Below are 21,409 nucleotides of genomic sequence, written 5' to 3'. Positions count from 1 at the left end.
CTGCGGAACATGCCCGCCGCGCGGCTGTTGAGCACGGCCCGCCCGCCCATCAGCGTCACGTCGCCGAGCACGCCGTCGCCCTCGACCCGCACCTCCAGCGCGATCGTCTCGGGCGTGCAGGTCAGCCGGACGGTCTTCGTCTCCCATTGGGTCGTGCGCTGGGGAAAGTCGAAGATCACCCCGTTGCCGTGCCCGGCGAGCACGGCGGGGAACGTCTCGTACGTCTCGTCCCGCCCGCTCGCGGTGCCGACCGACGCGATCAGGCTGAGCGTCATCCAGCCTTCCAGCTCGGCGCTGGGGTCGGTGCGGGAGACGGTCAGCCGGTAGTGCCCGCTGTCCAGGTGGTAGGCCTGGTCGGTGGTGGTGATGCGCATGTGTTAGCCGAAAGCCTCGATCCTGGGCAGGTCGGGGACGGTGCCGCCCCCCGCGATGAGCTGGGCGTAGTATCGCCCAGAATCCTTGATGGTGCGCACACCGGTCGCGTAGTCGACGTGCACGAGCCCGAACCGTGGCCGGTAGCCCAGCGCCCATTCGAAGTTGTCCATCAGCGACCAGTGCAGGTAGCCGCGCACGTCGGCGCCCGCGGCGAGGGCCGCGCGGACGGCCTCGACGTGGTCACGGAGGAAGGCGATCCGCCGGTTGTCGTGGATCAGGCCGTCGTGGGTGGGGGCGTCGCCGAAGACGCCGCCGTTCTCGGTGACCAGCAGCGGCGTGCCGGGGAAACGACGGCTGAGCCCGATCAGCAGGTCGCGCAGCGCGTCCGCGTTGATCTCCCAGCCCTCGTCGGTCCTGGCCACGTCGCCGCTGGGTCCGACCACCCGCCACGGGAACGGGTCGGGCGGCGCGGCGGCCATGACGCGCCGCGTGTAGTAGTTGATGCCCAGGAAGTCGCTGCGGCCCCCGATGGCGGCCTCGTCGCCGTCCCTGATGAAGTCCAGGCCCTGACCATCTCGCCGGCCGAGCGCCCGCTCCCAGTGCTCGTGCGTGTCGGCGGGGTAGCCGTCGCCGAGCAGCGGGTCGAGGTACCAGCGGTTGACGTAGCCGTCGGACCCCGCGGCGGCCGCCCAGTCGGCCTCGCTGTCCGTGGCCGGGTCGCACGGGAAGAGGCTGAGCGCGCAGCCCGCCTGCGCGCCGGGGAAGGTCCGCAGCACGTCCGCCGCCGCGCCGTGGCCGAGCAGCACGTGATGCCCGGCCCTGACGGCTGTGCCGAGGTCGGCCACGCCGGGTGCGTGCAGGCCAAGCTGATAGCCGAGCAGCGCGATGATCCAGGGCTCGTTCTGGGTGATCCACCAGGTGACGCGGTCGGCGAGCCGCCCGGCGACCGCTTCGGCGTAGGCGGCGAAGGCGTGCACGGTCGAGCGCTGCGCCCAGGTCAGTGCCGCGGGCATGTCCCAGTGGTTGAGCGTGAGCACCGGCTCGGTCCCGGCCTCCAGCAGCGCGTCCACGAAGCGTTCGTAGTGGTCGAGCGCCTTGGGGTCGGCGTGTACGCCGTCCGGCATGACCCGCGACCAGCCGGTCGAGAACCGGTAGGCGCCCAGCCCCAGCTCCTTGATCAGCTCGATGTCCTCCTGCCAGCGCAGGAAGGAGTCGCAGGCCCGGGAGCCGTCGCCACCGCCCTCGATCGCGCCGGGCCGCCGGCAGAACTCGTCCCACACGGACTCGCCGCGCCCGTGGTGGCCCTCGATCTGGTACGCGGACGTGCCCGCGCCCCACAGGAATCCGTCGGGAAAACTCATCCTTTGCTTCCTGTCGTCGCGATGCCTTTGACGAAGTGCTTCTGGCCGAGGAAGAACAGGATGATCATCGGGATCGTGGTGATGACGCTGGCCGTCATGACGATCTCCCAGTGCCACTCGCCGCCGAAGCCGAACTGGTCGAGCAGCGCCTTCAGCCCGCGCGGCACCGTGAAGGTGGAGGAGTCGCGCAGGTAGATCAGCGGCCGCATCAGGTCGGTCCACGCCGCCTGGAACTCGAACAGCAGCGTCACCACGACCGCCGGCTTGCACAGCGGCAACGCGATGCGCGTGAAGATCTTCCAGTTGTTCGCGCCGTCGATCTTGGCCGCCTCGAACGGCTCGCGCGGCAGTCCCATGAAGAACTGCCGTAGCAGGAAGATGTAGAAGGCGCTGCCGAACAGGTTCTGTGCCCAGAGCGGGGTGAGCGTGCCGACCATGCCGAGGGAGTTCCAGATGAGGAACACCGGGATCATGGTGACCGCGCCCGGCAACATCATCGTGGCCAGCACGACGCCGAACAACGCTCCCCTGCCGGGGAAGCGGAAGTAGGCGAAGCCCCAGGCCACCATGGCACTCGTGATCGTCACGGCGACCGCCGCCAGCACCGTCACCAGCAGTGTGTTGAACATCCACAACGCCAGCGGCGCCTCCTGCCACACCTTGATGTAGTTGTCGAAGGTGAAGGTCTCGGGCAGGATCCGGTGGTCGAACACCTCGCTACGCGGCTTGAAGGACGCGCTGAGCAGCCAGATGAACGGGTAGATGAACGCGAGGGCGAACGCGCTCAGCGCGGTCCACGTGAGGATCAGCCTGATCCGCCGTTTCACGGCTGCCCTCCCTCGTAGTGCACGAACCGCCGGGTCAGCAGGATCTGCACGACGGTGATCGCCATGATCACGATGAACAGCAGCCAGGCCAGCGCGGAAGCGTACCCCATGTGCAGGAACTCGAAGGCCTGCTGGAACAGGTAGATCGTGTAGAACAGCGCCGCGTCGTTGCTGTAGGTGGTGTTGCCGGAGCCGAAGAACGCGGTGTACGCCTCGGTGAACGACTGCAGCGCGTTGATGCTGTCCACGATGAAGAGGAAGAACAACGTCGGGCTGATCATCGGCACGGTGATGCGCAGCGTGCGCCGCCACCATCCGGCGCCGTCCACCAGCGCGGAGTCGTACAACTCCTGCGGGACGCCGCGGAGCGCGGCCAGGATGATGACCACCGAGGCGCCGACGGTCCACAGGCTCATGAGCACCAGTCCGGGTTTGACCCAGTCCGGGTCGGTGGTCCAGGCGGGCCCGTCGATGCCGAAGATCGCGAGGAAGCTGTTGATCAGGCCGTTCTGGCCGTTGAACAACATCAGCAGCAGGATGCCGATCGCGACCGGCGGCGTCATCTTCGGCAGGAAGAACGCGGTGCGGAAGAAGCCGGAGGCCCTGGTGGCGGCGTTGAGCAGCAACGCGAGCCCCAGCGAGACCACCAGCTGGGCCGGGACCGACATCACCGTGAAGATGAACGTGTTCCGCAGCGCCAGCCCGACCTTGGGGTCCTCGAAGAGCGTCACGTAGTTGTCGAACCCGATGAAGTTCGGGTCGTTGATGACGTCGTAGTCGGTCAGTGAGAGGTACGCGCTGTTGATGACCGGCCATGCGGTGAAGATGAAGAACCCGATGAGCCAGGGGCTGATGAACAGCAGCGCCGCCCGGGTCTCGGTGAACCGCATGGACCGCCACCGCGGGGCCTTGGACTGGGAACGGGACATGTCAGTTGGTGCGCTTCGTCCACCCGGCCCAGGCCTTGTCCAGCGCCTCCTGGGCCTCCTGCTGCGCCTTGTCCAGCGCGGCCTGCGGCTCTTCCTGGCCGTTGAGCACCCGGTTCACCGCGTCCTGCCAGGCCTTCTTGAACTCCGCGTCCGCCGGGTTGGCCGGCAGGCTGAAGGTGTGGTCGTTGGCCTCGTAGAAGGCCTTGACGCCGGAGTCCCAGGGCTCGCCGCCCGTGGTGAGCATCGTCTGGATCTCCTCGTCGGCCTTGACGTTGCCGGTGAGGATTCCGGTGAACGGCTTCTTCTCCTGCCCGCGCTTTTCCAGGCGGGCCTGGGCGGCGGCCTTCCAGGAGTCGACGAGCGTCATGGTCTTGGCGAAGCGGCAGGCGGCCGCGGCGTTCTTGGAGCCCTTCGGGATCGCCCAGGCCGAGCCGGAGGAGTAGGCCAGCGGCTGGCCCTGCGGGGTGCGGAAGGTGTCGAACGCGAGCGGCGCCTTGGGCGAGACGTCGTTGAGCACGTTGACGTACCACTGCTCCATCGGCATGGCGCCCAGCTCGTTCTTGGCGAACTGGTTGCCCTTGCCGAAGAAGTCGGCCGAGTCGCGTACGGCCTTCACCTTGGCGAAGCCGCCCTGCGCGTCGTAGATGCCGACGGCGAACTCCAGCGCCTTCACCACGGCCGGGCTGTTGAGCTGGGCCGTCCTGCCGTCGGCCGACAACAGGTCGGCGCCGTTGGCCTTGGCCCACAGCGGCAGGAACTCCGGCAGCTTGCTGTCGAAGCCGATCACCTGCACCTTGCCGCCCGGCGCTTTGACCAGCTTCTTGGCCGCCGCTGTGACCTTGTCCCAGCTGGAGCCGTTGACGTCCTGGATGGTGAGGCCGGCCTCCTTGAGCAGCCGGGCGTTGGCCATCGTGATCTGCACCTGGTTGAACTCGGGGATGCCCCAGATCTCGTTGCCGAACGTCACCTGGGCGATCGCGTTCTTGTTGAACATCGACGTGTCGATCTGCTCGCCCTGGATGCAGGCCGTTAACGGGACGATCGCGCCACGTGAGGCGAAGGTCCCGATCTGATCGCGGTTGGCATAGATGATGTCCGGCGGACTGCCGGCCGCGACCGACGACAGGAACTGCTGGATGTCGAGGTCGCCCTCGATCAACTTCACGTCCGCGCCGCCGAGTGCCGCCTTGGCCTTGTCGACCCGCGCCGTGCCGACCTCGTCGGTCGCACCGAAGCCCATGACGGAGATCGTGCCCTGGAAGGCGGCGCCGGTGTTGAACTGACCAGGAGACTGCACCGGGGCGGCGCCTCCGCCGGTGCCCTTGGCGCACGCGGTGAGCGCCAGGACGAGCGACGTGGTGAGGACGGACCAACGAGCGAGGGGGGATTTCATTGGGGTTTCGCCTCCACACTGGTCAAGCGGGGCATCTGGCACCTGATGACGGCCACGTGGCGCCAGGCCAGTGTGGCAACGTTCACACATCTGAGAACGTACCCATACCGCCGAAATCCCGTCAACCACTCGTTTCACAGCGTTTCGTGGTCGTTAAGATCAACAATGGTGTGGGACGCCCGCTCCCTCTTCCCAGGCAGAACTCCCTCACACCCCCTCCTGGCCGCCGACATCCGGCGCGCGTCACCCATCCGGCATTACGTGCCGCTCCCCATGAGAGGCACGTCGTCGGGCAGGGCGCGCGCAGGAGAAAGGGCCCGGCCTCGCGAGGAGGCCGGGCCCTCGGCGCGGAAGACGCCCCGGGCGGGGAGTAGGACGCCTTCGGCGGGGAGGCGCCTCAGGGCAGGCGGCGCCTCGATGGGGGCTAGGGACTCAGTGTTGTACGGCCTTCTCCGCACCGACGCCGGTCAGAGAGCGGACCTCGATCTCGGCGTACTTGGCGGCGTTGTACTCCTTGCTCATGATCGTGCCGAGCCAGCCGCACAGGAAGCCGATCGGGATCGACAGGATGCCGGGGTTGCTCAGCGGGAACCAGGCGAAGTCGGCCGTCTTGAACAGCGCCGTCTCCCCGCCGGACACCACCGGCGAGAAGATCACCAGGACCAGGGCGGAGATGAGGCCGCCGTAGATCGCCGACACGGCGCCCGCCGTGTTGAACCGCTTCCAGAACAGGCTGTAGAGGATCGCGGGCAGGTTGCCCGAGGCCGCCACCGCGAACGCCAGCGCCACCAGGAACGCCACGTTCTGGCCCTGGGCGAGGATGCCGAGGCCGATGGCGACGGCGCCGATGACCAGGGCGGAGATGCGGGCCACCACGACCTCCTGGCGCTCCGTCGCGCTGCCGCGCTTGAAGACGTGCGCGTACAGGTCGTGGGAGAAGCTGGAGGAGGAGGCGAGGGTGAGGCCGGCGACCACGGCCAGGATCGTGGCGAAGGCCACGGCCCCGATGAGCGCCAGCAGGATCGTGCCGCCGACCGGGCCGAAGATGTCCTGACCGACGGCCTGGGCAAGCATCGGCGCCGCGGTGTTGCCCGCCTTGTCACCCGCGACGATGGCGTCCTTGCCGACCAACGCCGCCGCGCCGAAGCCGAGGACGAGGGTCAGCAGGTAGAACGTGCCGATGATGCCGATGCCCCACAGGACCGACTTCCGGGCGTCCTTGGCGGTGGGGACCGTGTAGAAGCGGATGAGGATGTGGGGCAGGCCCGCCGTGCCCAGCACCAGCGCCAGACCCAGGCTGATGAGGTCGATCTTGCCGGCCAGCCCCTGGGCGTCAGTGCCGTACTTCAGCCCGGGGATGAGGAAGGAGCCGGGGTTGGCCTTCGGGCCGCTGGTGGTGGCGGCCTGGCCGAGCAGCGACGACAGGTTGAAGCCGAACTTGCCCAGCACCAGCACCGTCACCAGCGCGGCGCCACCCATCAGCAGCACGGCCTTGACGATCTGGACCCAGGTGGTGCCCTTCATGCCGCCGAACACCACGTACACGATCATCAGCGCGCCCACGCCCACGATCGTCCACGCCTTGCCGGCCGGGGAGGTGATGCCGAGCAGCAGGCCGACCAGCGCGCCCGCGCCGACCATCTGCGCCAGCAGGTAGAAGATGCTGACCACGATCGTGGACACGCCGGCGGCCGTGCGGACCGGGCGCGGGCTCATCCTGAACGCCAGCACGTCGGCCATGGTGAACTTGCCGGAGTTCCGCATCAGCTCGGCCACCAGCAGCAACGCCACGAGCCATGCGACGAGGAACCCGATCGAGTACAGGAACCCGTCGTAGCCGGACAGCGCGATGATGCCCGCGATGCCCAGGAAGGAGGCGGCGGACATGTAGTCGCCGCCGATGGCCAGACCGTTCTGCACGCCGGTGAACGACCGGCCGCCCGCGTAGTAGTCGGCGGCTGTCTTGGTCTGGCGACTCGCCCAGAACGTGATCCCCAGCGTCCCGGCGACGAAGGCGAGGAAGAGGATCATCCCCAGCGTGGTCGAGCTCACTTGGCCCTCTCCTCAACCTCGTGACGCAGTTTGTCGGCGATCGGGTCGAGCTTCTTCTCGGCGTGCCTGGCGTACGCCCACGCGATCAGGAACGTGGACACGAACTGCAGCAGCCCGAAGATCAGCCCAACGTTGATCTCCCCGAGCAGCTTGATCGCCATGAAGTCGCGTGCCCATCCGGACATCACCACGTACAGCAGGTACCACGCGAGGAACGCCACGGTCATGGGGAATGTCCAGGCGCGGAAACGTTTCTTCAGTTCTTGGAACTCGGTGCTCTCCTGGACTTGTTCATAGACCGATGAGTCATGTTCTCTTGTCGTCACGGGACCTCCACTGTGATGCGGATCACGCTCAACGTAAGAGCGCAACCTACCCGCCGGGGAGATCCGTAGGTGGGTTGTTCGCTGAGGCGACGGCGTGCGTCGATTAGTTGGGCATGGACTGCGGTGAAAGGTCCGTTCAGCACGACGAGCGGTCGGCCATCCCTTTCACCCCATTACGGCCCCTATCGCGGCGCCTCCAGGGAAAGAGCGAAGAGGTGGAGTTGGGGGCGGGTGAGCGTCGGCAGGGTGAGCGAGCGTAGCTCCTTGGCCGGGTCGAGGGCCGCCTGCGTCTCGAACAGGCCGACGCGCAGCGTGTGCGGGCCGTTCTGGCCGTGGCGATGGGTGCACCGCAGCACCTCGGTCGTCCCGGCGCCGGGCTGGCCGCCCCAGTCAGGCAGGACGAACGGGACCTGGGCGGTGGAGCCGTCGGCGTACGTGGCGGTCAGCGCGGCGCTGACGCTGCCGGAGGTGCCGGCCCCGAGCAGGCGGACCTTGGCGTACGCGCCGGGCGGCACGTCGATGGTCTGCCCTTGCCCGGTGACGTTGTTCTTGACCCCGTCACCGTAGGCGGGGAAGACGAAGCTCAGCCCTTCGTGCGTGAGCGGCCCGGCCGGCGGTAGTTCCTCGGCCGGGTAGGTGTAGCCGGACCCGTCCACGTTGCCGTCGGTCATGGCTTCGTGCGTGGACACGCCGTCGTTGTCGACGTGCGCCGACAGGTCCACCGGCGTGGTCACCCCGGGCGGCGGGACGGGCGGCAGGCCCCACGGCTCGCCGGGCTTGGCGAGCTTCACCGGGGCGACGACCGCTTCGGGCCGGCGACCGGTGTAGAGCAGGACCTCTCTCCCCCGGCCCAGAGCGATCTCGACGATTCCCTCTCCCAGGTCCTTCACCTGAGCCGGACGGCCGTCGTCGAGCACGGCGGCAAGCGGGCCGTCGATCCCGTGCTTGATCCTCAGCGGCTCCGCCCCGTCCGATTGCCGAGCTCCGCTCGGAGCGCTCCTGACGCGGACGAAGCTCGTCCGCCCCGCCTTCCTGACCGCCGAGACGAGGAACGCACCCTCGGTCCTGAAGTCGTGCAACGTGACGTCCTGCCAGGCCGCGGGCACGGCGGGGAAGACCCGGACGATCCCGCCCCAGCTCTGGCAGAGCATGTCGTGGATCGACTGCGCGGCCGACAACGGCGTCTCGATGACCGGCCCGCCCTCGGCGTAGTGGGTGTTGGCGCGGCACGGGTAGCGGGCGGCGGGATCGAAGAACCTGTCGAGGTAGGACAGCGCGGTGTCGCCCTGGCCCATCATCGCGTAGAGCGAGGCCGCGCCGGTGAAGCTGTAACCGCGGTGCGCGCTGGTCAGCGACTGCCAGTGCACGACCGACTTCTCGATGAGCTCGCGGTGCTCCGGCTGGTCCCAGTTGATCAGATAGAGCGGGTAGACCATGAGGAGGTGGGAGTAGTGGCGGTGCGACTGCGCATAGGGCGTGTCAGCCCCGATCATGAAGCCGTTGGCGTCGACCGGATAGCCGGTCAGCTTGTCGAGGACCTCCTGCCACTTGGCCTTGAGCGGGTCGTCGATGCGGAGGCGCGCGGCCGAGTCCAGCAGCGTCCGGCAGCCCCACCTGATCAGCGCCAGGTCGTAGTTGGTGTCCCGGGGCGGCGTGACGGGGTACTCGGGTGAGAGCGTGCTGGGCAGATGCAGCTTGCCGTCCACGCCCGGGGCCAGGAAGTGCAGGTAGTAGTTGATCGCGCGCCTGAGCAGCGGGAAGACGGTGTCACGCAGCAGCTTGTCGTCCATGGTGTGCCGGTAGGACAACCAGGCGTTGTGCAGGGCCCAGGTGAGGTCGCCGACCTCCGCCCCCGAGCCGGGCGTGCCGACGCCGCGGTTGGCGAACATGTCGGAGCTGCGGCCCACACCGGCGGAGTCGGCACGGTAGGCCGACGGCACGTTGTCGACGAGTTGCTGCCGGTTGAGGTCGAGCGTGCTGGTAAGCGAGTCGAGCTCCAGGTGGTTGGAGCCGTTGATGAGCCAGTATTCGAGCTGCACGTTGAGGTTCCACCAGACCGCGGGCCACGGGGTGGGTTCCAGCCAGGGACCGGTGGTGGCCATGACCGGGCCGCCTGCCCGGCTGGCCGCGGCGACCTTGTAGAGCTGGATCCAGTAGAAGCTCTGCAGCCGCTGGTCGGGCAGGGAGATGAAGCTCTTGGTGTAGAAGCGGTGCCACCAGTCCCGGTGCCGTTTCCGCAGGGTCCCGTACGGCGCGGCGTTCCGGATCTTGCCGAGCGCGGCCTCCTCGGCGTCCGACGACGGGAAGCTGTGGGCCACGGCAACCAGCAGCGTCCCGTCCTTGACGCGGTAGGCGGTGGCGGTCTGGCCCCCGCCGGTGAGCGGCTGGATCACCTGCTCGACGCCGTCGGCGGTGGCAGTGGTCCAGGGCGGGTTGGGGAGGTAGCCACTCGGCGGCGCCTCCGTGGCCGCGCGGGGGCTGATGGCCGTCTCCGGGTGGAAGACCCAGCGCACCTGCTCCTCACCGGTCGCCTCGGCCTTGGCGACGAGGATCTCGTCGTGCACGAACGCGGTGAACGCGAGTGTGCCCTTGTCGGTGGTGACGGTGCCGGTGACCTCGGCATCCCACAGGCTGAGCCGCCAGTCGACGGCGGTGATCGTGCCGACCGGGTCGAGAGTGACGTGGCCGACGGGCAGGCGGCAGGTGCCCCAGCCGCTGCCGAACTGGGGCCGGTGGTCCTGGACGCGGCCGTGCTGGACGGTGAGGCGGATCTTGTTCTGACCGGGCTCCTGGTAGATCATGCTGCCCAGCAGCCCGTCCCCGAGGAACGGGCCCTCGTGCCAGGCCTTGGGCAGTTTGCCCCAGATCAGGTCCTGGCCCTTCATGAACTCCGGCCAGGGCACGCGCTCCTGCAGGCGCCATCCGGCCGCCGCCTGCGCGGGGGCGGCCGCCATGGGGACGAGGGCGAGGCCCAAGCCGCCGATGACGGTTCGGCGGGTCGGGTCTTCAATGGGGGGTGTCATCAGGATTCTCCAGAAAGAGATCGGATCTTTCGCCTGTATGACACATAGATTCACCGCCGTCAAGGGATCTTGTGCTCGTCCATCAACCTTCAAGAAACCTTCTTGCCCGGTCAACCTGCGGAAATGGCATTCGAGATGTCTTCTGGACGACGATCTCCACCGTTGCGTGGTGGCCGAATCATCGGATGCATCTGGACATCGCGGCGCGGCGCCGGTACAAAACACCCATGCCGTTACCGCGCACGATGGCCGTCGCCGCCATCACGATCCTGCTGGCCGCCAGTCCGGCCCACGCCGCCGAATGGCGGCAGGTGAACTTCACCTACAACATGCAGAAACCCTGGAACCTCAGCCTGAGCCAGCGGTACGCGTACGACTCGGCCACGGGCACCCACCGCATGTGGGTCTACTCGAGCGACGAGCCCATGTCGCAGGGCTCGGAGACGGACCCCCGCACGGAGATGCGCTGGTTGCAGGAGTACGCGACCGGCCGCCACATGTGGGAAGCCGACGTGTACGTCCCCGCGAGCACCGACGGCGCCACCATCATGCAGATCCTGCGGATAAGGCGCCCGTCCGGCACACCCGCCACGGACTTCATGGTCAACGCCTACAACCAGAACGGCGGCACCATCAAGATCTACACCGGGACCGTGCTCAAGACGAACGCCTACAACAAGTGGTGGAACCTGAGGGTCGCGCACGACGCCACCGCAGGGAAGATCGACGTCTACGTCGACGACCAGCACGTGGCCACCGTCTCCGACCGCGGCCCGGCCACCCGCCACTTCAAGAACGGCGTCTACCACCACGGCGAAGGCCGGGCGGAGTCCCGCTTCCGCGACATCCGCTACTGGGTCAGCCCTTGACCGCCCCCGCCGTCAGCCCTTCGACGATGTAGCGGCGGATGGCGGCGAACAGCACGAGCGTGGGCACGACGGACACCACGGTGGCGGCGGCCATGGAGCCCCAGTCGATGTCGTACTGGGTGATGAAGGAGTTCATGGCCACCGGGATCGTCTTGGCGTCCTCGCTGTCGATGAACGTGATCGCCAGGAACAACTCGTTCCAGCACTGCACGAACGCGAAGATGAACGTCGCCGCGATGCCCGGCAACATGACCGGGATCACCACCCGCACCATCGCCACCAGCCGCGACGCCCCGTCCACCTGGGCCGCCTCCTCCAGCGCGACCGGCACCCGCTCGTAGAAGCCGCGCATGATGATCGTGGCGAACGGCACCAGCATGGCGACGTACACGAGCATGAGCCCGGCGAGCCGGTTGAGCAGGTCCAGGTCGGACATCAGCAGGTAGAGCGGGCCGAGCGCGATGAACAGCGGGATCATCTGGGTGACCAGGAACGCCAGCATCAGCACGCCGCGACCGGGGAAGGCGAAACGGGCCAGGGTGTAGCCGCCGAGCACCCCGATGGCCGTCACCGACCCGGCCGCGACGAGGGAGACCATGAGGCTGTTGAGGAGGTACGCGCCGAAGTCGGCGAAAGAGAACAGGTCCGCGTAGTGCTCGAACGTCACCGTGCCCGGCCAGTACTTGAGCGGCACCGAGAAGATCTCGGGCTTGGGCTTGAGCGAGGTGACGACGATCCAGTACAGGGGGAACAGGGTGATCAGCAGCCAAGCGGTCAAGACGACTACCTTGGCGACCGTCGCGACACGTCTCATCGGGCCTTCTCGAATCTCGTGGCGTTGAGGTAGAAGACGCTGAAGGACAGGAGCAGGCCGAGGATCAGCAGGCCGACCGCGCCTGCCCGGCCGTAGTCACCGCCGATGACCTGCTGGATGAGGAAGGTCGTGATGATGTCGGTGCTGCCGGCGGGGCCGCCGCCGGTCATCGAATAGATGAGATCCGGAAAATTCAGGATCCAGATGATCCGCAGCAACACGATCAACGCCAGCGTGGGCCTGATGTGCGGCAACGTCACGTGCCAGAACTGCCGCAGCCGCGAGGCCCCGTCCACGGAAGCCGCCTCGTACAGCTCCTTCGGGACCGACTGCAGCGCGGCCATGATCATGATGGCGAAGAACGTCACGCCGTACCAGACGTTGGCCACGATCACCGACGTCATCGCCCACCCCGGCGTGGCCAGGAAGCCGATGCGCTGGTCGATGATCCCCGTCTTGAGCAGCAGGTCGTTGATCACCCCGAACTGCCCGTTGAACATCCACCGCCACAACAACCCGATGAGGAACCCCGACATGGCCCACGGGAAGAACACCCACGCCTGGTAGAGGCCACGCCCCCGGAAGTGCCGCCGCAGCAGCAGCGCCAGCCCGAACCCCAGGAAGAACTGGAAGAACAGCGACACGGCCACCCACGTGCCGGTGTTCCGCAGCGCCGTCCAGAACCGGTCCTCGCCCAGCACGGCACGGAAGTTCTCCAGGCCGACGAAGGGCGTCGAGGTGAGGTCGAACAGGTTGTACCGCTGGAAGGCCATCACCGCGCCGCGGATCACCGGGTAGTACGTGAACAGCGCCACGAACACCACGCCGGGCAGCAGGCACAGCGCGATGAACCTGGCCCGCCGAACGCTGAACGTCCTCACGACACCTTCTTGGCCTGGTCAATCCAGAAGGCGTCCCACGACTTGAGCACTTCGGCGACGGTCTTCTTGCCGGTGAGCAGGGCCTGCACGTCGCGGTCGGAGTCGACGCCGAACTGGCTCCAGCCCGGGTAGTCCACCGGCCTGATCGTGGTCACCTGCTTGGGGTCCTGCTGCGCCTGCAGGTACGCCTTCCACGCGCCCTGCGAGAACTGCGGGTCGTTCTGCGCCTGCTTGGAGATCGGGATGAGCGAGTTGCCCTTGGCGAAGGCGATGCTCTGCTTGGCCTCCGACAGGAACTGCACCAGCTTCACCGCCTCCTTGGGGTGCTTGGTGAAGGAGGTGGCGCCCCAGCCGGCGTAGCCGACGGGCTGGAAGGCGTACCCGGTGGGGCCCTTGGGGATGGGGGTGGTGGACCAGGCGGTGACGCCGCTGTCCTCGACCGTCTTGATCACTTCCGGGTCCTGGATGAGCATGCCGGTGACGCCCGAGGTGAAGCCCTGGACCATCTCGGGGTAGCCCCAGGACACCGAGTCGGGCGGCGACGCCTCCTTGAAGATCTTGACGTAGAGCTCCATGGCCTGGGCGGCCTCGGGGGTGGAGAAGATCGTGCGCTTGTCCTTCAGATAGAAGGACTTCTCGGGGTTCAGGGCCTCGCCGTTGTACGCGCTGATCATCATCACCGCGTAGTCCGCGCCGCCCTTGCCGCCCCTGAAGGAGTAGCCGTACCGGTCGCCCGAGGTCATCTTCTTGCCGGCCTCGTAGAGCTCCTCCCAGGTCGTCGGGGGCTGGGCCATGCCGAAGTCCGTACGGTAGAACAGCGTGCGTTGGTAGAAGCCGTACGGGATCAGGTACGCCTTGCCCCCGACCTCGACGGCCTTCTTCTGGGCCAGCTCGGTCAGGTCCGACCAGCCGGGCCACTCGGTGGTGGGCAGCTCGGCCAGCCAGCCGTTGTTGGAGAAGGACTTGGCCGTGTGGTCGCGTACTTCCAGCACGTCCAGGTCCTTCTTGGTCTGCAGGATCTGGGTGATCTTCTGGTCGGCGCTGTCGAGCGGCGGCGAGACGAGCTCGACCGTGACGCCCGGGTTGGCCTTCTCGAAGCCGGCGATGAGGGTCTTGATGAGCTTCGTACGTTCGGGGCTGGTCAGGCTCTCGATCATGCGGAGCCGTACCTCTCCCGAGGACGACGAGCCGGAGCCGCAACCCGCGAGCACCAGCGTGGTGGCGACCGCGGCCGCCAGGAGGGGCTTTTTCATGGGGAGCCTCCCGCGTGTTTCAGGCAGCGCCGGTTCGGACAGCGCTGTCAATCACGCTAGGCGACCGACGCCTTCCAGCGCTAGACCGAGGTCCTTGATCAAAGTGTCCGCGGGCTCCAGGCCGACCGAGAGGCGGACGAGGCCGACCGGGATGCCCATGGTGGCCCGCACGCTCTCTTCGGTGGACAGGGCGGGTGCGTTGACCAGGCTCTCGAAGCCACCCCAGGACACGCCGATCCTGAAATGCCGCAATTTATCAAGAAAAATCGCGACCTCTTCCCGTGATTCGGTCGCCAGCTCGATGCTGAACAGGCTGGAGAACCCCGACATCTGCCTTTTCGCGGTCGCATGCCCTGGATGCGACGGCAATCCCGGATGGTTGACCGCCCGCACAGCCGGGTGATCCGCCAGGAAGTCGGCGACCGCCAGCCCCCGCTCCTGATGGGCCGCCATCCGCACGGGCAGCGTGCGCAATCCCTTGATCACCTTGGCCGCGTCGTGCGGCGACATCGCGGCGCCATAGAGCTGATACTCGGTCAGCGCCAACGGCCGGATCAGCCGCGAAGGACCCACGACCACCCCGCCCACGAGATCGCTGTGCCCCCCGATGTACTTCGACAACGAGTGCACGACCAGGTCGACGCCCATCGTCAGCGGCTTCTGGAAGATCGGCGTGGACCAGGTGTTGTCCATCACCGTCACCAGCCCGCGCTCCCGCGCCCACCCGGTCACCTCGGCGATGTCGACGACCGCGTAGGCCATGTAGGAGGGGGACTCGAAGTAGAGTAGGCGCGTGTCCGCCGTGATAGCGCTGTCACCCCCCGCCAGGTCGCCGACGTGCGTATGCGTGACGCCGAACTTCTCCAGGTAACGCAGGAACTGCGTGGTCGGCCCGTACACGGCGCCCAGCACCAGCACATGGTCGCCGGCCGACACGAGCGACGAGATCGTCGCCGAGATGGCGCCCATCCCGGAGCCGAAACATTTGGCGCGCTCTCCCCGCTCCAGCGCGGCCAGCTTACGCTGGGCGAGATCAACCGTCGGGTTGGTCCCCCGCCAGTAGACGTACCTCTCGTCCTCGTTCCTGACCGCCTCGCCCAGCTCCTGCGCGGTCGCGAACGTGAACAGCGAGTTCTCGAACACCGGCGGGTTGACCGCGCCCAGCACCCAAGGCTCGTCCTCGCCCAACCGGCCACAGATCCATTCGTCATCATCCATGGGGGCAGCGTATGACAGCCAACACTCGCAAGCCGACCATGGCGGACGTGGCCCGGCACGCGGGGGTGAGCCTCAAGACCGTCTCCCGGGTCGTCAACCAGGAGCCGCACGTCCGGGCGTCGCTGCAGCAACGGGTCCAGGCGGCCATCAGCGCGCTCGGCTACCGCCGCAACGAGGCCGCCGCCCGCCTGGCCAGGGGCGCGACCATGCTGACGCTGGGCTTGGTGATGGAGAACATCTCCAACGAGTTCTACTCGCGTCTGGCCGCCGCCGTGGAGGCGGCCGCGGCCGAGCACGAGGCGCTGGTCGTGTTCGGCTCGTACGAGGAGAGCCCGGACAAGGAACGCATGCTCATCGAGTCCATGTCCGCACGCGGCGTGGACTCGCTGATCGTCGTCCCCTCGGCGGCCGACCACGCCTGGCTGGCCGAACACGCGAGCCTCCGCATGGTCTTCGTGGACCGTGTGCCCAGGGGGCTGGAGGCGGCTGACGTCGTAGTCCTCGACGACGTGCGGGGCGGCCGCGCCGCCACCGAGCACCTGCTGGCCGGCGGCCACCGGCGTATCGCACTGATCTCCGACGACGACGGGCTGAGCTCGGTGCACGATCGCGCGACCGGCTACCGCACGGCGCTCGCCGCGGCCGGGGTGGCCGCAGATGAGACGCTGGTGGTGCGGGGGGTGTTCGATCCATGGCGGGTGTCCCGCGAGGTCACCAGGCTCCTGGACCTGGCGGATCCGCCTACGGCGTTCTTCGCCACCAACAACCGGGCCGCGATCGGCATCCTGCAGGCAGTGCGAGAGCGGCCGGAGCGACCGGCGTACGTGGGGTTCGACGACTTCGCGCTGGCGGACGTCTTCAGCCCGGGGGTGACGGTCGTGCGCTATGACGTGGCCCGCCTGGCCCGCAGCGCGGTGGACCTCCTGCTGAACCCGTCATCGGCGCCACGCCGGGTGAAGGTGCCGGTGGAGCTGATGGCCAGGGGCTCGGGCGAGCTCACGCCGGCCCGTTCACGGTGAAGACGGGCACCACCCCGCTCGCCCGCCCGTTCGGCGGCCCGGCTGTGGGCGGACCTCCCGCGCGCACCCACCGGCCTCGCTAGGCTCTTGCCGTGCTACGCGCCACCGCCGAACTGACCGCCCTCCTCGGCCGCCGCCCCGAGTTGGCCGCCGCCCCTTCGCTCGAGGTGCTCGAACGCCTGCTGGCCAGGCCCGACCTGGCCGTTCCCGTGCTGCTCGACCTGGACGCCGACTGTCACACCGTCAGCCAGGCCGTGCAGGCGGCCGGCGGCGAGACCACCCGTGCCGAGCTGGCCGGAATGCTCCACGACCCGGACGGACGGCTCGACGGGGTGCTCGGCACGCTGGCCGGCCACGGCCTGATGGCGCTGGACGGCGACACCGTGCGTTCACCGCACCGCCCTGGCCTCTGGGCGCACCCGTTCGGGCTGGGCCGACCGCTGCGTGAGTTCACGAAGAAGATCACGGCCGAGGCGCTCAAGACTATGGTCAAGGCGCTCGGTGGCCAGCCTCAGGGCCGCAAGGCCGACCTGGTGACGCAGGCCGAGGAGCTGCTGCGTGACGGCGCGTCCGTACGGGCCCGGGCCGCCCGTCTGCCCCGCCAGGCCGCCGAGCTGCTCAAGACCATGGCCGCCGGTCCGCCGGTCCTGGAGCAGCTGTACTACGGGTCGTCGGCGCATCCCGTGCAACTCCTGGTCAACGCCGGGTTCGTGGCACGCGACGGCTGGGACTACGAGATGCCCAGGGAGGTGGCGCTGGCGCTGCGCGGCGACGGCTGGCAACCGGCCCTGACCGGTCAGCCCGGCGTGCCGACCGGCCCACGTACCGAGGCCGACGGCGTGGCCGCCGCGCTGGCGGCGATCGACCGCGTCGAGGCCCTGGTGGAGCTGGCCGCGACGGCCCCGATCACGGAGCTGAAGTCCGGCGGCGTGGGCGTCCGCGAGCTCAAGCGCGTCTCCAAGGCGCTCGGCGTGCCCGAGCAGGAGGCCGCCCTGTGGCTGGACGTCGCGTACGGCGCCGACCTGCTCGCCTCGGAGTCGGACGAACGGCTGGTCAGCACCACGTTGGTGGACGACTGGCTGGCGCGCGCCCCTGACGCCAGGTGGCTGGCTCTGGCCGAGGCGTGGCACCGGCTGCCGCAGGCCGCGACGTACCGGGTGGTGGGCTGCTGTGCGGACCACATGGAGCCGCTGGCACCGCCGTATGAGTTCGAGTGCGGGGCGGGCCGCATCCGGCGCGCGGTCCTGGACGTGCTCCGTACGTTGTCACCCGGGCTGGGTACGGACGCCGCAGGGCTGCGGGCGGCGGTGGGCTGGCGCACACGGGCGTTGGCGGACTCGGCACACGCGGCGGACGCATTCGTGGGCGCGGCCCTGCGCGAGGGCGAACTGCTGGGCATCGTCGCGGACGGCGCCCTGACCCGCCTGGGCCGCGCCCTGCCGGCCGAGCCCCAACCGGATACGGCGGAAGCGGACGAGCGCGAGCGAAGCCGGGCCGAAGCGGGCGACGCCGAGGCGCGTGACCGTGGGACCGGCGGCCTCGGCCGGTTGTTCCCCACCCCGTCGACCACCGCGACGCTGCAGAACGACCTGACCGCGATCGTCCCCGGCCTCCCCGCCCCCGAGCTGGCCGCCTTCCTGAACTCCTGCGCCGACCTGGAGTCCCGCGACCGGGCCAGCGTGTGGCGCTTCTCGGAGCGGACCATACGGCGAGCGCTGGACCAGGGCACGGACGCCGGCACCCTGCTCGACGGCCTCGCCCGCTTCTCCGCCAAGACGCTCCCCCAGCCGCTGCGTTACCTCGTCACCGACACGGCACGCAAGCACGGCACGATCAAGGTCGCCGCGACACCGTCCGTGATCATCGCCAGCGATCCCGCCGTCATCGCCGAGTTGTGCGGCGCCAGGGCGCTGCGCAAGTTGAGCCTGCGCCAGGTCGCCCCGACGGTCGCCCTCGGCGCCCTGCCACCCGAGGAGACCCTGCGGCTGCTCCGCCAGTCGGGACACGCGCCGGTCGCCATGTCCGCGGACGGGACGATCAAGGCAGAATCCGCCCGTCGCCGCCGTCTCCCGGTGGACATCGCCGGCCAACGCGGCAACGACCCAGCCGCCGCGGCCGCCGCGATTCTCCAGGGCGGGAAGACGAGCACCGCCGACGAGGCGCTGGCCTTGGCCGCCGTCACCGGCGAAGTGATCGTCATCGAATGGCGGCGCCGCGAGCACTACATGGAGGATCTCCACCTCGCCGACGGCGTGGTGACCGGCTACTGCCACGACTGCGACGCGGGCCACGCCTTCGCGCGCACCGAGATCCAAAAGGCGTACCTGCTCTAGGAGCCCTGCTCCCTAGCCGGCTGAATCGACGCCCCTCTATGACGAGCGCGGGCGCCAGTCGCCGCGGTCGAGGTCGAGGTCCTCCGGGGTGTGCAACCTGACCATCGTCCTGGCCACGCCGGACGGCACCCGGTGCGGGGTCAGGAACGACACCGCCACCATGACCACGAACGCGATCGGCACCGTCCACGCGGCCGGCTGGGCCAGCAGCGCCGTCATGAACCCGCCGTACGGCGCGCCCGTGATCGTGGCCAGCACCGCGGCGCAGGCCAGCCCGCCGCCCACGAAGAGTCCGGCCAGCGCCCCCGTGGTGCTGAGCCGGCGCCACCAGATGCCCAGCACCAGCAGCGGGCAGAACGACGATGCGGCCACCGCGAACGCCAGCCCCACCACGTCCGCCACGGGCAACTGCCGTGCCCACAACGCCAGGCCCAGCGGCACCGCCACCGCCATGAGCGTGGCGATCCTGAACGAGCGCACGCTGCCCTTGAGCAGGTCCTGCGCGATCACTCCGGCCACGGACACGGTCAGCCCCGAGGAGGTGGACAGGAACGCGGCGAACGCACCGGCGGTGACCAGAGCGGTCAGCAGGTCGCCCAGCGTGCCGCCGATCATCTGGGCGGGCAGCGTCAGCACGACCGTGTCCGTGCGGGCCAGGCCGGGCGTGTAGAGGCGGCCGAGCCACCCGTACACGGCAGGCAGCAGGTAGAACGCGCCGAGCAGCGACAACACCACCAGCGTCGTACGCCGGGCGGCCCGCCCGTCCGGGTTGGTGTAGAAGCGCACGAGCACATGCGGCAACCCCATGGTGCCCAGGAACGTGGCCAGGATCAGCGAGTACGTCGAGTACAACCCGTACTCCTTGGCCCCGGCCAGCGGCACCTGCCACGTGGCCGCGTCCTCCGCGCTCACCCCCGGCGCGCCGTCCCCGTGCCAGGCCATCAGCAGGAACACCAGCGGCACGGCCAGCGCCGTCAGCTTGAGCCAGTACTGGAACGCCTGCACGAACGTGATCGACCGCATGCCGCCCGACAACACGTTCACCGCCACGACGACGGCGACCAGCAGCCCGCCGACCCAGACGGGGGCCCCGGTGATCGTCCGCAGCACCAGTCCGGCGCTCTGGAACTGCGGCATCAGGTAGAGCCAGCCGATCAGCACGACGAGCACGCTCGCCGTGCGGCGCACGGTCATCGACTCGAGCCTGGCCTCGGCGAAGTCGGGCAGCGTGTACGCCCCGGAGCGGCGCAGCGGCGCCGACACCAGCACCAGCAGCACCAGGTAGCCGCCGGTCCAGCCAACGGGCAGCCACAACATGTCCACGCCGAAGGACAGGATGAGCCCGGCGATGCCCAGGAAGGAGGCCGCCGACAGATACTCGCCGCCGATGGCCGAAGCGTTCCAGAGCGGGCTGACGGTACGGGAGGCGACGTAGAAGTCGGAGGTGGTGCGGGAGACCCTGATGCCGAACGCCCCGATGAGCACGGCCGCCACCACCACGACCACGACCGCGGTCAAGCTCATGCGACCGGCTCCGCCGGGGTGACGGTTCGCTCGTTCATCGGCGCTCGACCAATTCGGCGAAGTGGCGTTCGTTGCGCTCGGCCTGGCGGACGTACCACCAGGCGCCGATGACGAAGGCGGGGTAGATGAGACCGGCGAGCACAGCCCATGGGAGCGGCAGGCCGAGCAGGTGCACCTCGCGCAGCTCGGGGATGAGCAGGAACAGCAGCGGCAGGCCGCCGACCACGCAGCCCAGCACGGTGCAGACGAACAACGCCAGCCGGAACTGGGTCCGCAGCAGGGACCGCATGTAGACCTCGCCGAGCCGGGTCTGCTCGTCGATCTCCCGGGTGGCGGGGAAGCGTGGGCGGCGGGCGGCTGCGGTGCGGGGGCTCGTCACGGCCACCCGGCGCGGCGCGTCACGCATGCCACGGCGGGCCGGACGCGGTTCGGGGCTCATTCCTGCCTGCCCTTCCGTGCCCGGCGGACCAGCAGGTCGCGCAGCTCGCGCGTGTGCCTGCGGCTGACCGGGATCTCCGTGTCGCCCACCCGCACGGTGCATTTGCCCGAGTCGATGTGCAGCTCCTCGATGTGCTTGACGGCCACCAGGTGGCTGCGGTGCACCCGGACGAAGCCGGCGGAGGCCCAGCGTTCCTCCAGCGTGGCCAGCGGGATGCGGACCAGGTGGCTGCCGGCCGCGGTGTGCAGCCGTGCGTAGTCGCCGTGCGCCTCCACATAGATCACGTCGGCGCTGGAGACGAACCGCGTGACCCCGCCCAGTTCGACCGGGATCGTGTCGGTCTCGCCGCCTTCCACGGGTACGTCGGCCGACACCGCGACTCGCCGGATCGCCTCGGCCAGCCGCTCCGGCCGCACCGGCTTGAGCAGGTAGTCCTCGGCCTTGATCTCGAACGCGTCCACGGCGTGCTCTTCGTACGCCGTCACGAACACCACCCGCGGCGGGTTGGCGAACTGCGACAGCAGCCGCCCGAGCACCACCCCGTCGAGCCCGCGCATCCTGATGTCGAGGAACACCGCGTCGATGGGCCGGCCGTCGGCGATGGCCCGGTCGAGCAGCCGCAGCGCCGCGGCGCCATCCCTCGCCGTCGCCACTTCGCCGATGCGGGGGTCGGCGCGCAGCAAGTACGACAGGTCTTCGAGCGCGGGTAGCTCGTCATCGACCGCGAGGACCCGGAGTTGTGCCATAGATAGTGATAAAACCGACAACAAAGA

18 protein-coding genes are annotated in these 21,409 nt (G+C 68.9%); 3 read left to right on the top strand and 15 right to left on the bottom strand.

The features are described 5' to 3' along the window. The 8 genes from ETD86_RS20740 to ETD86_RS20705 form a co-directional block, all read right to left on the bottom strand. Positions 1-374 (bottom strand): hypothetical protein (locus tag ETD86_RS20740; protein WP_211370197.1); only part of this gene is annotated, 374 nt, incomplete at its 3' end. Between the two features lie 3 nt (positions 375-377). Then, positions 378-1,736 carry a GH1 family beta-glucosidase gene (locus ETD86_RS20735; protein WP_138667802.1) on the bottom strand — a complete coding sequence of 453 codons (1,359 nt, stop codon included), beginning with the start codon at positions 1,734-1,736 and terminating at the stop codon, positions 378-380. After that, the gene (locus tag ETD86_RS20730; RefSeq protein ID WP_170223179.1) at positions 1,733-2,563 is read right to left on the bottom strand and encodes a carbohydrate ABC transporter permease; all 831 of its coding nucleotides are present in this window, start codon (positions 2,561-2,563) and stop codon (positions 1,733-1,735) included. Before ETD86_RS20730 ends, ETD86_RS20735 begins: the two co-directional genes overlap by 4 nt. Further along, positions 2,560-3,453: a carbohydrate ABC transporter permease gene (locus ETD86_RS20725; protein WP_138667801.1), complete on the bottom strand. Its 894-nt coding sequence runs from the start codon at positions 3,451-3,453 to the stop codon at positions 2,560-2,562. Before ETD86_RS20725 ends, ETD86_RS20730 begins: the two co-directional genes overlap by 4 nt. Positions 3,454-3,493: 40 nt before the next feature. Next, positions 3,494-4,885: an ABC transporter substrate-binding protein gene (locus ETD86_RS20720; protein WP_138667800.1), complete on the bottom strand. Its 1,392-nt coding sequence runs from the start codon at positions 4,883-4,885 to the stop codon at positions 3,494-3,496. A 432-nt stretch (positions 4,886-5,317) separates the two neighbouring features. Next, positions 5,318-6,916, bottom strand: a complete 1,599-nt coding sequence (locus ETD86_RS20715; protein ID WP_138667808.1) for a solute symporter family protein — start codon at positions 6,914-6,916, stop codon at positions 5,318-5,320. A 17-nt stretch (positions 6,917-6,933) separates the two neighbouring features. Then, positions 6,934-7,263 (bottom strand): DUF485 domain-containing protein, encoded by a 330-nt coding sequence (locus tag ETD86_RS20710; protein WP_138667799.1) that lies wholly within the window; start codon positions 7,261-7,263, stop codon positions 6,934-6,936. 182 nt (positions 7,264-7,445) lie between these two features. Further along, positions 7,446-10,286: a glycosyl hydrolase family 95 catalytic domain-containing protein gene (locus tag ETD86_RS20705; RefSeq protein ID WP_138667798.1), complete on the bottom strand. Its 2,841-nt coding sequence runs from the start codon at positions 10,284-10,286 to the stop codon at positions 7,446-7,448. A 227-nt stretch (positions 10,287-10,513) separates the two neighbouring features. On the opposite strand from ETD86_RS20705, the gene ETD86_RS20700 reads away from it, so the two are divergent. After that, a complete protein-coding gene (locus ETD86_RS20700) occupies positions 10,514-11,155 on the top strand; it encodes a hypothetical protein (RefSeq protein WP_211370195.1) in 642 nt (213 codons plus the stop codon). Here ETD86_RS20700 and ETD86_RS20695 read toward each other — a convergent pair. Genes ETD86_RS20695 through ETD86_RS20680 form a run of 4 tightly spaced genes read right to left on the bottom strand, consistent with a single transcriptional unit; the run spans position 11,145 to position 15,321 of the window. After that, complete coding sequence (locus ETD86_RS20695) at positions 11,145-11,969, bottom strand: carbohydrate ABC transporter permease (RefSeq protein WP_138667797.1); 825 nt, start codon at positions 11,967-11,969, stop codon at positions 11,145-11,147. The two genes, ETD86_RS20700 and ETD86_RS20695, sit on opposite strands and share 11 nt — an antisense overlap. Then, positions 11,966-12,850: a carbohydrate ABC transporter permease gene (locus tag ETD86_RS20690; RefSeq protein WP_138667796.1), complete on the bottom strand. Its 885-nt coding sequence runs from the start codon at positions 12,848-12,850 to the stop codon at positions 11,966-11,968. The genes ETD86_RS20695 and ETD86_RS20690 overlap by 4 nt, the downstream gene beginning before the upstream one ends. After that, positions 12,847-14,103, bottom strand: coding sequence for an ABC transporter substrate-binding protein (locus tag ETD86_RS20685; protein ID WP_138667795.1), 1,257 nt, complete (start codon positions 14,101-14,103; stop codon positions 12,847-12,849). The genes ETD86_RS20690 and ETD86_RS20685 overlap by 4 nt, the downstream gene beginning before the upstream one ends. Positions 14,104-14,154: 51 nt before the next feature. Next, positions 14,155-15,321 (bottom strand): trans-sulfuration enzyme family protein, encoded by a 1,167-nt coding sequence (locus ETD86_RS20680; RefSeq protein ID WP_138667794.1) that lies wholly within the window; start codon positions 15,319-15,321, stop codon positions 14,155-14,157. An 11-nt stretch (positions 15,322-15,332) separates the two neighbouring features. On the opposite strand from ETD86_RS20680, the gene ETD86_RS20675 reads away from it, so the two are divergent. Beyond that, a complete protein-coding gene (locus ETD86_RS20675) occupies positions 15,333-16,340 on the top strand; it encodes a LacI family DNA-binding transcriptional regulator (RefSeq protein WP_138667793.1) in 1,008 nt (335 codons plus the stop codon). A 92-nt stretch (positions 16,341-16,432) separates the two neighbouring features. After that, positions 16,433-18,673: a helicase-associated domain-containing protein gene (locus ETD86_RS20670; protein WP_138667792.1), complete on the top strand. Its 2,241-nt coding sequence runs from the start codon at positions 16,433-16,435 to the stop codon at positions 18,671-18,673. 36 nt (positions 18,674-18,709) lie between these two features. Here the strand turns inward: ETD86_RS20670 and ETD86_RS20665 are convergent, their stop codons facing one another. Genes ETD86_RS20665 through ETD86_RS20655 form a run of 3 tightly spaced genes read right to left on the bottom strand, consistent with a single transcriptional unit; the run spans position 18,710 to position 21,382 of the window. Continuing rightward, entirely contained in the window at positions 18,710-20,197 is a 1,488-nt protein-coding gene (locus tag ETD86_RS20665) for a sodium/solute symporter (RefSeq protein WP_138667791.1), read from the bottom strand. Between the two features lie 34 nt (positions 20,198-20,231). Further along, positions 20,232-20,636 carry a hypothetical protein gene (locus tag ETD86_RS20660; protein WP_246148041.1) on the bottom strand — a complete coding sequence of 135 codons (405 nt, stop codon included), beginning with the start codon at positions 20,634-20,636 and terminating at the stop codon, positions 20,232-20,234. After that, a complete protein-coding gene (locus tag ETD86_RS20655; protein WP_138667790.1) occupies positions 20,633-21,382 on the bottom strand; it encodes a LytR/AlgR family response regulator transcription factor in 750 nt (249 codons plus the stop codon). The genes ETD86_RS20660 and ETD86_RS20655 overlap by 4 nt, the downstream gene beginning before the upstream one ends. Positions 21,383-21,409: the final 27 nt, after the last annotated feature.

Source organism: Nonomuraea turkmeniaca (assembly GCF_005889735.1).
Classification (GTDB): Bacteria; Actinomycetota; Actinomycetes; order Streptosporangiales; family Streptosporangiaceae; genus Nonomuraea; species Nonomuraea turkmeniaca.
Note: the sequence above shows the minus strand (reverse complement) of the source record. Positions and strands in the feature narration are given on the sequence as shown.

What these genes read in the sequence shown, in the direction of transcription:
- ETD86_RS20680 (WP_138667794.1), bottom strand. Translation starts at nt 15,321, where the DNA reads ATGGATGATGACGAATGGATCTGTGGCCGGTTGGGCGAGGACGAGCCT.
- ETD86_RS20715 (WP_138667808.1), bottom strand. Translation starts at nt 6,916, where the DNA reads ATGATCCTCTTCCTCGCCTTCGTCGCCGGGACGCTGGGGATCACGTTC.
- ETD86_RS20660 (WP_246148041.1), bottom strand. Translation starts at nt 20,636, where the DNA reads ATGAGCCCCGAACCGCGTCCGGCCCGCCGTGGCATGCGTGACGCGCCG.
- ETD86_RS20655 (WP_138667790.1), bottom strand. Translation starts at nt 21,382, where the DNA reads ATGGCACAACTCCGGGTCCTCGCGGTCGATGACGAGCTACCCGCGCTC.
- ETD86_RS20685 (WP_138667795.1), bottom strand. Translation starts at nt 14,103, where the DNA reads ATGAAAAAGCCCCTCCTGGCGGCCGCGGTCGCCACCACGCTGGTGCTC.
- ETD86_RS20665 (WP_138667791.1), bottom strand. Translation starts at nt 20,197, where the DNA reads ATGAGCTTGACCGCGGTCGTGGTCGTGGTGGTGGCGGCCGTGCTCATC.
- ETD86_RS20675 (WP_138667793.1), top strand. Translation starts at nt 15,333, where the DNA reads ATGACAGCCAACACTCGCAAGCCGACCATGGCGGACGTGGCCCGGCAC.
- ETD86_RS20700 (WP_211370195.1), top strand. Translation starts at nt 10,514, where the DNA reads ATGCCGTTACCGCGCACGATGGCCGTCGCCGCCATCACGATCCTGCTG.
- ETD86_RS20725 (WP_138667801.1), bottom strand. Translation starts at nt 3,453, where the DNA reads ATGCGGTTCACCGAGACCCGGGCGGCGCTGCTGTTCATCAGCCCCTGG.
- ETD86_RS20735 (WP_138667802.1), bottom strand. Translation starts at nt 1,736, where the DNA reads ATGAGTTTTCCCGACGGATTCCTGTGGGGCGCGGGCACGTCCGCGTAC.
- ETD86_RS20705 (WP_138667798.1), bottom strand. Translation starts at nt 10,286, where the DNA reads ATGACACCCCCCATTGAAGACCCGACCCGCCGAACCGTCATCGGCGGC.
- ETD86_RS20720 (WP_138667800.1), bottom strand. Translation starts at nt 4,885, where the DNA reads ATGAAATCCCCCCTCGCTCGTTGGTCCGTCCTCACCACGTCGCTCGTC.
- ETD86_RS20695 (WP_138667797.1), bottom strand. Translation starts at nt 11,969, where the DNA reads ATGAGACGTGTCGCGACGGTCGCCAAGGTAGTCGTCTTGACCGCTTGG.